General features: G+C 61.5%; 8 protein-coding genes. 4 read left to right on the forward strand and 4 right to left on the reverse strand.

Annotated features, from left to right (window positions below; genetic code table 11):
* Positions 1 to 192 precede the first annotated feature (192 nt).
* The 3 genes from PLJ71_02590 (at position 193) to PLJ71_02600 (ending at position 4893) form a co-directional block, all read left to right on the forward strand.
* Entirely contained in the window at positions 193 to 1560 is a 1368-nt protein-coding gene (locus PLJ71_02590; protein HQM47543.1) for an MBL fold metallo-hydrolase, read from the forward strand.
* Positions 1561 to 1589: 29 nt separating this feature from the next.
* The gene (locus PLJ71_02595) at positions 1590 to 2519 is read left to right on the forward strand and encodes a hypothetical protein (GenBank protein HQM47544.1); all 930 of its coding nucleotides are present in this window, start codon (positions 1590 to 1592) and stop codon (positions 2517 to 2519) included.
* Positions 2520 to 2652: 133 nt separating this feature from the next.
* Positions 2653 to 4893, forward strand: a complete 2241-nt coding sequence (locus tag PLJ71_02600; GenBank protein ID HQM47545.1) for an alpha-galactosidase — start codon at positions 2653 to 2655, stop codon at positions 4891 to 4893.
* Positions 4894 to 5218: 325 nt separating this feature from the next.
* On the opposite strand, the gene PLJ71_02605 is transcribed toward PLJ71_02600, so the two are convergent.
* Positions 5219 to 6271 (reverse strand): Gfo/Idh/MocA family oxidoreductase, encoded by a 1053-nt coding sequence (locus PLJ71_02605; protein HQM47546.1) that lies wholly within the window; start codon positions 6269 to 6271, stop codon positions 5219 to 5221.
* A 251-nt stretch (positions 6272 to 6522) separates the two neighbouring features.
* Between PLJ71_02605 and PLJ71_02610 the strand changes: the two genes are divergently transcribed.
* The gene (locus PLJ71_02610) at positions 6523 to 7929 is read left to right on the forward strand and encodes a Gfo/Idh/MocA family oxidoreductase (protein HQM47547.1); all 1407 of its coding nucleotides are present in this window, start codon (positions 6523 to 6525) and stop codon (positions 7927 to 7929) included.
* A gap of 123 nt (positions 7930 to 8052) precedes the next feature.
* On the opposite strand, the gene PLJ71_02615 is transcribed toward PLJ71_02610, so the two are convergent.
* The 3 genes from PLJ71_02615 to PLJ71_02625 form a co-directional block, all read right to left on the reverse strand.
* A complete protein-coding gene (locus tag PLJ71_02615; protein ID HQM47548.1) occupies positions 8053 to 9147 on the reverse strand; it encodes a uroporphyrinogen decarboxylase family protein in 1095 nt (364 codons plus the stop codon).
* A gap of 21 nt (positions 9148 to 9168) precedes the next feature.
* Positions 9169 to 10239 (reverse strand): DUF2961 domain-containing protein, encoded by a 1071-nt coding sequence (locus PLJ71_02620; protein HQM47549.1) that lies wholly within the window; start codon positions 10237 to 10239, stop codon positions 9169 to 9171.
* Positions 10240 to 10474: 235 nt separating this feature from the next.
* Positions 10475 to 11719, reverse strand: a 1245-nt coding sequence (locus PLJ71_02625) for a HEAT repeat domain-containing protein (GenBank protein ID HQM47550.1), incomplete at its 5' end; no start/stop codon positions are given.

The raw sequence follows: 11719 nt of genomic DNA on the forward strand, positions 1-11719 counted from the left end.
AAAGAACGCAGGCCTGGATATCCCCGCCACAGCCGGCCTGCCGCCATTCCCAGCGAAGAACCGGCTCGCGAGCGGGGGGTGGCCATGCCGCGCTCTGGACGCGTGTTGAGGCCGTTTGCGGAGGACGCCCAGGGATTCTGTTGACGTCATGGAACTCTCTGGCCTAAAATCCTCTCTTGTGGAGACTGTTACGTGAACACTGTTGAATTTACCGTTCTAGGCGGTGGTTCGGAAATCGGCGCGAATAGCTATCTCGTGAGTGGAGCCGGCACGGACATCGTCCTGGATTGCGGTATACATCCGAAGAAAGAAGGCCTGGAGGCCCTGCCGGATCTGTCGCTTTTGACCCGGGCGCCCGATGTGGTTTTGGTTTCTCACGGGCACGTGGACCATTGCGGGGCGGTTCCCTGTCTGTTACGGCAGTATCCGGGCCTTTTCGTGTACGCGACGCGCCCGACAGTGCCGATTATGGACCGCATGCTGCACAACAGCGTGTCGGTGATGGAAATGCTCGAGCGCAATCAGGGCGTGCGGGGGTACCCGTTGTATAGCCATGAGGACGTGGGATTCGCCCTGCGCCGCACCGATGGCCTCGACACAGGCCACGAGTTTGCGCTTACCTATCAGAGCCCGGTGCGCGCAGAGTTTCGTTCCGCGGGCCATGTCTTGGGCAGCGCCTGCATTCTGCTGCGTTTCCCGGGGCATACGGTGTTCTATACGGGCGATATATGCCTTACCCATCAGGAACTGATGAGCGGGCACGTTCTGATTGAAGACAACATCCAGGTCGATACGTTGATCTGTGAGAGTACGCGGGGCGCCCAGAAGTATGAAGGCGACCGGACCTATGAAGCGGAGATGGAGCGCTTCGCCGTGGAGGCCACCAAAGTGGTCGAATCCGGCGGCGTGGTGCTTGTGCCGGCGTTCGCCTTGGGGCGGAGCCAGGAGCTCTTGAATATCATCGCACGGCTCAAACGGTCCCGCATGATTCCGCGCGTCCCCGTTTACGCTTCCGGGTTGGGGCGGGCCATTTACGAAATCTACAACGATCATCTTGACTACCTGCGTCCGGCAGCCGACTTACGGCCTCTTGACGAATTCGGCAGGGTGGGCAACGTCTGGGAACCCGAGTCCGTTGACGACCTGCTTGACGACCCCTGCATTATTGTGGCGACGTCCGGCATGATGGTCGAGAATACGCCCTCGGCCATGATTGCCAAGGAGATGGTGAAGTCGCGGCGGCATGGCATCTTTTTCGTCGGCTATCTGGATCCTGACACCTTGGGATACCGTCTTTTGCACGCGAACACGGGCGACAAAATGGCTTTCGAGACGCCCGGACGCAACGTCAAGATCCGCCTCGAAAACCGGCAACAGTTCAGCTTCAGCGCCCACGCTTCCCGGGATGATCTCCGGCGCTTGATCGAGCATTTGAATCCCAAGAACATCGTTTTTGTCCACGGCGATCCCGACGCCATCGATTGGATGTCCGCGAACACTAACGGCCAAGCACGGAAATTCGCGCCGATGTTTGGGCAGACCGTCGTCCTCGAGGCGTAACCGTGCCCCGCCGCCGGAACCCCGTGGCAGTGTGGCTTTTGACAACGCTGTGTCTGGGATTCGCCTGGTTTACGCGCCTGATTCCGCTTTCGTGGGCGCGCGCGTTGGGCCGGGGGCTCGCCGTTGTTGCGTATCACGTTGTTCCCCGAATCAAACGGGTCGGGCGCGGTAATCTCGAGCTGGCCTACGCCGGTACGCTCTCTGAGGCAGACAAGGTCGGGATTCTCAGGGAATCCGTGAAGAACGTCGGGATTGTCGCAGCCGAATTCAGCCGCATTCCGTTACTGGTTGATGATGCCTTCTTCCGGCGGTGGGTGCGCGTCGAAGGCGCGGAACACCTCGGGCGCGGTCACGGCGCCATTTTCATCGGCGCGCATCTCGGAAACTGGGAATGGCTGGCCGGGACGTTCGTGCGCCTGGGACTATCCACTGCGGAGGTCGTTCGCCCGTTGCACGACCCGCGCCTGAACGCCTTCATCGATCGTGTCCGCGGCTCGAACGGCGTCAAGACCGTCGAAAAGGCCCAGGCGGGACCCGAAATCCTGAAACTCCTTCGAGAGGGTTGGGCGGTGGGTATCCTTGTTGATCAGAACCCGCACGAAAGCGCGGTTCCCGTGCGCTTCTTCGGCGTCGACACCTGGGGGACCGCCGCTCCGGCCATGTTGGCTGCCCGCGCGAAGGTCCCCGTTCATGCATTGGCCATGATACGCGAAGACGACGGCCGGTACGTGTTGCGGATTACGCCTCCCCTGCCCCTGAAAACGGAAGGAGGCCTGCGGGCCAATCTGCTGGAGAATTCACAACGTTGTCAGGATGCCGTTGAGGCGCTGGTGCGCGAGCATCCCGAGCAATGGTTGTGGATTCACCGGCGTTGGAAACCCCGGCCCCGGTTCGAAAATGAGTGGGCAAGGAAAAAAAAGCAGGCGAAGGCCGGAGAAGAAGGGCAGGGAAACCAATGAAGAGATTGCGATACAGCCGAATACCAGCGGGAAATCTGAACGGATCGGAGCGTTTACGAAACAAAGGAAGACGTCACGGAGGCTTTGCGCGCGCGGCAAGAAAAGCCGGATTCCCCGAAAGGAGTACGTCGATATGGGGCCTATCTCGTCTGTAAAACGCCTGTGTGCGGTTGGAGTGTTGGCCGGCCTCGCGTGTCTTGCTTCTACGGCGCTCCCGGGGACTGTTTCCACGGCCGACTTGCCGTTATATAACAAGGAGGCGGGGCGCTACGGCGGCGACTGGCTGGTGAGGGCGCCGGATGCCGGGGCCGCCGTGTACCGAACGGCGCACGACAACGAGATTGTCCTGAGCAACGGTCTAGTGAGCCGGACCTTTCGTCTCGCACCCAATGCCGCGACGGTCGCGCTCGACAACCTCATCACGGACGAGGCGGTGCTTCGCGGGGTAAAGCCGGAAGCGCGGGTTGCCGTCAACGGCGTCTCCTACGATGTCGGAGGCCTCAAGGGCCAGCCCAACTACGCGTATCTGCAGCCGGACTGGCTCGACGCGTTGACGGCGGACCCGTCCGCGTTTCAGTTCTCGGGGTTTGAAGTTGGTGAACCATCGGAACGGATGGCGTGGAACCGGGTTCGCCATCACGCTCCAGGCGCCGAGTGGCCTCCCGAAGGAGTCTATCTGCGCATGGACTACCACATGCCTGAAACGCACGCTTCGGGGGAAGCGAGGCCGGACATTCGCGTGTCGGTGCATTACGAGTTGTACGACGGGGAGCCGGTTATGAGCAAATGGCTCACCATTCATAACGACGGCGCCGAAACCGTGCGCATCGACGGGTTCACCACGGAGATACTGGCGGCGGTCGAACGCGGCTCCGACGTGGATTCCTCGCGCACGGCCCTGCTGTTGCCCAATGTTCATGTTGAATCCGATTATGCGTTTCAGGGCGGGACCGCCATGGGCAGCAGCCGGTTCGCGGTCCACTGGGCGCCGGATCCCGACTACACCACCCAGGTGAATTACGTCTGCGCGACGCCGTGCCTGCTCGAGGTGCGGCCCGAGTTGGGCCCGGCGGTGGATTTGGCGCCGGGCAAGGCGTTCGAGTCGTTCCGCGCGTTCGTCATGCCCTTTGACACCTACGACCGCGAGCGGCAAGGCCTTGCCCAGCGGCGCATGTACCGCGCGATCGCGCCGTGGGTGACCGAGAACCCGCTGATGATTCACGTGCGGTACGCCAATTGGGACGCCGTGAAGCTCGCCATCGACCAATGCGCCGAAGTGGGCTTCGAGATGGTGATTATGACTTTCGGGAGCGGGTTCAACATCGAGGACGACAGCGAGGCCTATCTTGCCGAGATGAGACGGTATGCTGAGTATGCGGCCGGAAAAGGCGTCGAGATCGGCGGATATTCCTTGCTCGCGTCCCGCCGTATCGACGACGCGAACGATGTCGTCATGCCCGAGGGCCAAAGCCCCACGTTCGGCAACTCGCCGTGCCTGTTGAGCCAGTGGGGCATGGACTATTTCCGAAAACTCTACCAGTTCTACGACAGGACCGGCATGCGGCTTCTGGAACATGACGGGTCGTACCCGGGGGATGTCTGCATGTCGGCCGCGCACCCCGGGCACCGCGGCCTCGAGGATTCGCAGTGGTTGCAGTGGCGCGCGATATCCGATTTCTACAAATGGTGCCGCGCAAAGGGCGTATATCTCAACGTACCCGACTATTACTACCTTGCGGGCTCGAGCAAGTGCGCCATGGGTTACCGCGAAGTGAACTGGTCGCTGCCTCGCGCCCAGCAGGTGATTCATACCCGGCAGAACATCTATGACGGCACCTGGGAGAAGACCCCCTCGATGGGCTGGATGTTCGTACCCTTGACCGAGTATCACGGGGGCGGCGCCGAAGCCACTATCGAACCCCTCGACGAACATCTCGACCACTACGAGCGCATGCTCATCAGCAACCTCGCCATGGGAGTGCAAGCGTGCTACCGCGGACCGCGTCTGTACGATACCGTCCGCACGAAGGAGATGGTCGCGCGTTGGGTGGCCTGGTTCAAGGAGTACCGCGACATATTCGAGAGCGACCTTGTGCACGGACGCCGCGCCGATGGTCGTGACATCGACTGGATGCTTCACGTCAACCCGAATCTCGTGCATAAGGGCATGCTGGTCGTGTTCAATCCGCTCGACGAGCCCGTCGAACGCACCATCGCCCCGAGCTTGTATTACACGGGCCTGACCGGGAAGGCGCTGGTCGCGGAAGGCAATTCGCCGGCGAAGGAGTATGCTCTCGACCGCGATTACCGCATCGAAATCCCCGTATCCATGCCGCCCAAGAGTTTTGCGTGGTTCGTCATTACCGCGCCGTAAACGGACACCGAATCGATTCGACAGGGTTCCGTGGGATTACCGAAAGCGCAAAGAGTACAGGTCAGCGTCCTTCATGACGAATCGCACGCGTATTGGCCGCTTTGCTAACCTGCTCACGTCGCTGTCCGAGTTCCAGGCCACGACGCGCGCAATCTGGTCGCCGATGATCTCGGGGCAGTCGTCCAACGTAAAGCCGCGGCACGGGTTCCCTGCCTCGTACCGTGAACGAGAGCGGTTTGATAATGTCACGGGACAGCGAAACCCTCAGCGTTCCCAGTTGTCCGGCAGGAGGTCTTAGCCGGTTTGGGCCGCGGGTGCTCTGGAGTCACCTGCGCATGTCTTTCACCTTGACGACCTTGCCTGTTCTGGCCGATTTGAAGATGGCGCAGGCGATCTCGACGGGGTGGGTGGCGTCTTCGATGGTGATGGCCGGTTTGCTGTTTTGGTGGATGGCCTTTACGAGGTCTTCGACATGCCTGACATGGCCAGCCGACCCGACGGCCAACGGGTCTCGACCGAGCTTGCTGATTTTCTCTTGTCCGTACCATTCCATCATCTGCTGCCGCTCTCTCATGCTGCCCGCCTCGAAGTGTTCAAGATATGCGGTCTTCGTGAACGAGCCCTTTTCGCCGTAGACGAGGATGCGCTGACTCTGGTCGGGGATAGTACAGGTGGTCGTCACCAGAGTGCCCAGGGCGCCGCATTCGAACTTCAGAATGGCGACGGTCTGGTCCTCGGCCTCGATCTTGTGGCCGAAAACGCCCGTGAACCCGCAGACGCTCTCCACGGGTCCCGCGAGCCACTGGATCAGGTCCACGGTGTGAATGCCCTGGTTCATCAAACTGCCGCCGCCGTCGAGTTTCCAGGTGCCTTTCCACGAGCCGTGGGGGCCTTCGTAGTAGCTTTGGGCGCGGAACCAGGGCAGTTGGGCATGGACCCCGATAAGTTTGCCGAGTTTGCCGCCGTCTATGGCCTTCTTGAGACGGAGGTTCAGCGGTTCGGTGCGCGATTGAAACACGCAACCGCATTTTACGCCCGTCTGTTCCACCACGTCGCGCAGTTGCTTGATGCGGGCAGGGGTAATGTCGACGGGCTTCTCGACGAGCAGGTGTTTGCCCGCGCGCGCGGCGTGAATGCCGTGCTTGGCGTGCAGGCCGCTCTCGGTGGCGATGCAGACGGCGTCGATGTCTTTGTTCTTGAGGAGGTCAGCGTACCTGGCGTAGCCCTCGCAGCCGAACTTTGTCGTGGCTTCTTTGAGCCGGGCTTCGTCATGGTCGCACACCGCGGCAAGACGGGCGCCTTTCGCGTCGACGATTGCCTGGCAATGATTCATCCCCATCCCAAGCCCCAGCACGGCGAAATTCAGGTCCTTTGGCATGATCGGTCCTCTCTCCCGTATATGGCAGGTCTGCAAACGCGCCTGGTCCCCTGCGGCGCGGCCCGTTTTCCTCGTTAGCATAGGAAAACGGGTCCGGCACGTTCAAGCCGGTGTTTTGCGCCGTTTTTCTGGAAACGCGCCCGTTTTTGGAGTACCATGACTGCGATTTTCGACACCGGCCCGTCCAGCGGCCGATCGGAGCAACCACGCGCGTATCAAGCGACCGCGCATTCAGACAATGGAGGTAAGCGATGGCAGGCAAGAAGGCAGTGAGCCGCCGGGCGTTCATGCGCGATGCGGCCAAGACAGCGGCGGGCATTACGGCGGGGGCGGCAGTGGTGAAGACGGCCCGCGCGGACATATATAAGTCGATTCTCCCCTCGGGCGTGCTGGGGGCAAACGAGATGATTCGCACCGGCCATATCGGCCTTGGCGTGATGGGATCGGGAAATCTGAAGTACAACATGCAGCGCCCTGACGTCATGCCGATCGCGGTGTGCGACCTCCATCCGCGGAACCGCGGCAAAGGGCACGCAATGGCTCAGGCGAAGAACCCCCAAGCAACCGTCCACGAAGACTACAGAGAGATCATCGACAACAAGGACGTCGATGCGGTGATTTGCTCGACGACGGACCACTGGCACGCCATGATCGCGATTGCCGCGTGCAACGCGGGCAAGGCGGTGTACTGCGAGAAGCCTCTCAGCACCACGGTGAAAGAAGGCCAGGCCGTGCTTGCGGCCGCACAGAAAAACAATACCGTGTTCCAGTGCGGCACAATTCAGCGCAGCGGCGAACAGTTTAAGGAAGCCATCGAGATTGTCAAGAACGGGACGCTTGGACAGATCGGCCACGTCGATACGTTCTCGATCGACATGCTGGCTCCGTCGGGCATCGGTAACCCGCCTGACGTGACGGATCCCGAGAAATGGAAGACCTACGGGCCGTGGGAGACGTACCAGGGCTGGGTCGAGCACAAACCGTTCAACGTGAACCGGTGGCTCTATAACTTCCGTTGGTTCTACGATTACGCGGGCGGCAAACTCACGGACTGGGGCGTGCACCTCGTGGATATCGTGTTGTTGGCCATGGGCGAAGACAAACCACCGAAGACCGTCTCGGCGTCGGGCGGGAAGTTCATTATCACCGACAACCGCACCACACCCGACACCATCAACGTGAGCTGGGAATTCGACAACTATTTGCTTACGTTCACCAACCGGGTGTGGAATTCCTATGGCGACCAGATCGTGCCGGCCGACAACCACGGGATCATTTTCTACGGTACGAAGGGCACGCTGAAACTCAGCCGCTCGGGATACAAGCTGATTCCGGGCGCTTGCCAGCAGTATGTGCCCGAGCCGGGCGAGTACGAATCCGCCGAGGCTAAGGAAAGCAATAACGCGGCGGTCTTGTACGAGCCGCATTTAGAGAACTTCGTCAACTGCATCCGTTCGGGCGAAAAGCCCATCAGCCACGTGGCGTCGTGCCACAATTCGAGCACCGTATGCCACATCGGCAACGCGGCGTATCTCGCCGGCGCGAAACTTACCTGGGATGCCGCGGCGGAGCAGTTCACGGGCGGCCCGGCCGAAGCGGTCCAAAAGGCCAACGAGTGGATCGCGCGCCCTTACCAGAATGGGTATACCCTGGGCTGAGTGCCAGCGCTTACTGCATCCTCAAGAGCCCGCGATGCGTCGCGGGCTCTTGTGTTGACAGCCGGAACGGAAGCACGGGGAACAAAGGTGCAACGACCGTGTTTGAGCCCAGGCTTTCTGGAGCTACCGGGCCACAGCGTTGTGTTCGCGAACGATGTCGCTGACGAGACGGACCCGCTCGATATCCCCGGCGGGGGATAATTCGTCGGAGATGCCCAGAATGAGATGGGGCGCGAAGTATTCGATGCATTTCCGCGTGTTTTCGACAAGCCCCTCAATGGGTTCGGCGGGCAGAAAATCCGTGCAGGGGATCCCGTCGACGAGGATGAGGCTGCCGAGGGCGTCGCGGACCTGCTCGAGGGTCACGTCACCTTGCGGGACCGGCGTGATGGCCTCAACGCCGTCGAACCCGCAATCGCGTGCATACGGGAGGAGTTGACCGCAGTCGCCGTCCCAGTGGGGGTAGGTCGCTTTCCCGGCCGCATGCAGCCGCTCGTTGCGGCGGCGGTATTCAGGCTGCACGAAACGCTCGAAAAACGGCGGCGGACACAGCGCCTGGTGGACATTATCGCCGAAATTCACGATATCTATGGGGCATGCGCAGACGACGTCGAGTATGGGGCCGTCGGTTTCGTTAATCACGGCGACGAAACGGTCGGTCTCCTCTGGATACTCGCAGATGGCGGTCATGCCGCCCTCGAAACCCATGAAATCGATGAGAATCCGCATCAGGTTGATCCGCGGGATGTAAATGGAGGGCGCGGCGCGGTTGCCGATTCGCGCGCAGGCCCGGCGGTAGGCGTCCTTGTCAAACCATACGCGGCGATGCTGTAACACCCATTCCATCACACGCATGTCGGCGGGTGTGACGACGGGGTATTTGACGGTGTGACTTGCCAGGGATGTGCGCTGGCTCACCGTCACGAGGTTGCCCACCGGCGTGTACAGGGTTTCGATGGTGCGGGAGCCGTCATCGCGGCTCTCTTTACGCGTATCCTCGGGCAGCTCGATTCGAATGGTGGGATTGAACGCCCAGTACGGTCTCACGGAGCAGCCGATGTCGTCGAAGACCTCGAGCAGCGACATCCCGCGATAGCGCTCCGGCAAGGTGTTCTGCAACCGATGCGTCTCGTACCAATGCTCGATGCGCGGTTGCCATAAGATTTCCCTGACCGGCTCCCTGCGGAAGATAGCCACATTGAGCTCGCGAAAGGTCATGGGCGGCGCTCCGTTACCCGTTTAGATTACCTCGAGCTGGTCTTTTGCGGGCAGTTTCGGCAAAGGGGCGTGAGGTTCGGCCTGGTACCAATAGGCCACCGATGCGATGTCGTCCTGCTGGGGCAGGTAACGTCCCCCGCTGCGCCATCCAAGTGCCTGGATGGTGACCCGCAGGTCCTGTTCGAAACGTACGGGGTCCATGATGTGCCAGCGGTACAGGCCGAAACGCTGTTGCGACCGGTATGCGCCGTCAGGGCGAATCACCTGGGCCAAACCCGAGTAGGCGGTGCAGAACGGCGTATACTGGCCGTTACGGTCGAAGTTGTACGATCCGCAGAAGTAGTCCTCGGTGCCCGTCCCGCAGATGGTTGGGAATTCGGAGTCGCCGTCCATGAAGAACTTGATCTCGCCCTCGCCCCACCATCCCGTGTTGTTGACCTGCCAGGCCAGGTAGGTGCCGACGTAATGCCCCTTGCCCTTGATGCCGTCGGCGATGGTATACACCTGTTTGTAGGGAAGCGGATTGGTCCGCCGGAACTGGGCATGGAGGTAGGCGGCGTCCTCGGGCACATCGGTCAAGGTGTAGTTGATCTGGTAATAGAGGATCATGGGTTCTTCGTCCAGGTTCTCGAAGGTCATGCGGCAATGTTTGCGGAAGGGCATTTCCCAATAGCAATTTAAAGCGCTTCCCGGGTTCACGCATACGGGCAGGGAATTCACCTGCGCGTATTCGCCCCAGCCCATGCAGAAGAAATCCCCGGCGGGGGTTTCAATGCTGGGCGCCTTCTCGCCGTCCCAATAGGCCCGCAGGATGCTGTAGCGCCATCTGCCCGTGGGCGTCATCCAGATTTGCTGTATCGCGCCGGGACCGTCGATGTTCGCCAGTTCGAAGACTTGCCCCGGCTCGATTTTGACCGACGGCGAGATTTTCCAGCCTTGCCCGAGGTCGCGTGCGCAGTGGGCGCCGGTCCCGTCGGTTGCCATGCCTCCCCGTCCTTTCGCGCCGTCGAGATTCTCCGGCGACCGCGACCGCGTCTTCGCGTTCGACAGCCGTGACAGGTTCCCCAAGTGCATCCCAAGCCCGTTGAACATGGCAAGACCTCCTGACCAGACTCGTGAATCGTACCCCAGTTCACACCGGGACGCATCATAGCACAAAGGGGTGGGCGGTAAGACGGCCGCAGGCCTTTTCCTGCAACCCGAGCCAAAGACGGAAAAGTGCATGCGGCGTCGCCGGTTGAACGGCGGGGAATACAGACCGGACGCCCGCGTTACCAGATGGTAAGCAACCCTTCGGCGGTCTGAGTCCTTCGGGCCTCTTGCCGTCTTACCACGGAGCGGTGCCGTCGGGTTTGGTTATGCGGAGCATGAAGTTCCAGCCGCCGGCGCCTTGACTGATCTTGACGAGTATGCGGTTTTTGCCCTGTTGAAGCTGGCAGGGCGCGACGTCCTGGTCGGGGGCGGCGCCCCGGTCGACGCGGTTCTCCCAGACCTTCTCGCCGTTGAGCCAGACAACGTTGCCGTCGTCGGAACCCAGGCGAACCTGCGCGGGGGCAGCTTCGGGAACGTCGACTTCCGTGTACGCATAAGCGAACACGCGGTCGTATTGGCCGATGGCGCCCATGAGGTCGACCAGCCCGAGTGCGTCGCCGGAGGTGATGGGGGTCCAGCGGCGTTCGGCGTCGCCGTCTTTGTACACGCCTTCGAGGTTGATGTCCGGCTCGCCGACGAAGGCGGCCGTCCAGTCGTCGTCGCTCTTCCATTGGAACGGGCCGATGACGAGCCACTTCTTGACGACGCCCAGCAATTGGGTGGTATCCATGGCCGTCTGGAGCCCCTGGAGGCGCGAGACCATCCCGGCGAGCACTTCAGCGGAAGCGCCGCCGCGCAGCACGGTATTGAACACTTCCAGAGCCTTGTCTTGTTCGCCGGATTTTGCGAGTGCTCCAAACAGGCCGGGCATGGCCGCGCGCGCGGCTTCGCCCAACGTCTCATCGGCAAGGGCATTTATGACGGTGTCGTAGGCAGCTGCGACCGGATACCGTGCGAGGCCCTCGAGCGCGGTACGGTGGACAACGGGGTCTTCGGTCAGGCCGTAGAGTTCGAGAAAGGCGCCGCCCGCGGCGTCGGCATTGCCGCCTGAACCCAGGCTTCCCGCCACATTCGTGGCCGCTTTGAGTGCGAGAGCGCGTTCGGTTTCCGAACCCCCGCGCGCGATGGTTACCAGCACGGGCAGGGCATCAACCGAGCGCGAGGAGGACAGCGCATCGAGTGCGGCCATGCGAAATGCGGGGTCCTGGCTGGCCGCTGCTTCTTGGAGGATAGGAAGATAGACCGGGTCGTTCTTACGGCCGAACATCTGGACCATGCGCAGTTGCGTGGGGGCATCGAGTTTCGGGTAAGCCTCGAGAATGCGCCGGGCCGGGGCGGGACCGCGAAGCTGCTCGAGCGCGGGGACGATCGTTGCCTGCACAAGCGGCGAGCCGCCCGCCGCAGCGGAGAGCACGGGCTCAACCACGGTCTCGTCGCCAAAACGGCCGAGACCCATCATGGCCGCGCGCTTGATGATGTC

This window comes from Candidatus Hydrogenedentota bacterium, assembly GCA_035416745.1.
Lineage (GTDB): Bacteria > Hydrogenedentota > Hydrogenedentia > Hydrogenedentales > SLHB01 > UBA2224.

What these genes read in the sequence shown, in the direction of transcription:
- PLJ71_02600 (HQM47545.1), top strand. Translation starts at nt 2,653, where the DNA reads ATGGGGCCTATCTCGTCTGTAAAACGCCTGTGTGCGGTTGGAGTGTTG.
- PLJ71_02605 (HQM47546.1), bottom strand. Translation starts at nt 6,271, where the DNA reads ATGCCAAAGGACCTGAATTTCGCCGTGCTGGGGCTTGGGATGGGGATG.
- PLJ71_02610 (HQM47547.1), top strand. Translation starts at nt 6,523, where the DNA reads ATGGCAGGCAAGAAGGCAGTGAGCCGCCGGGCGTTCATGCGCGATGCG.
- PLJ71_02615 (HQM47548.1), bottom strand. Translation starts at nt 9,147, where the DNA reads ATGACCTTTCGCGAGCTCAATGTGGCTATCTTCCGCAGGGAGCCGGTC.
- PLJ71_02620 (HQM47549.1), bottom strand. Translation starts at nt 10,239, where the DNA reads ATGTTCAACGGGCTTGGGATGCACTTGGGGAACCTGTCACGGCTGTCG.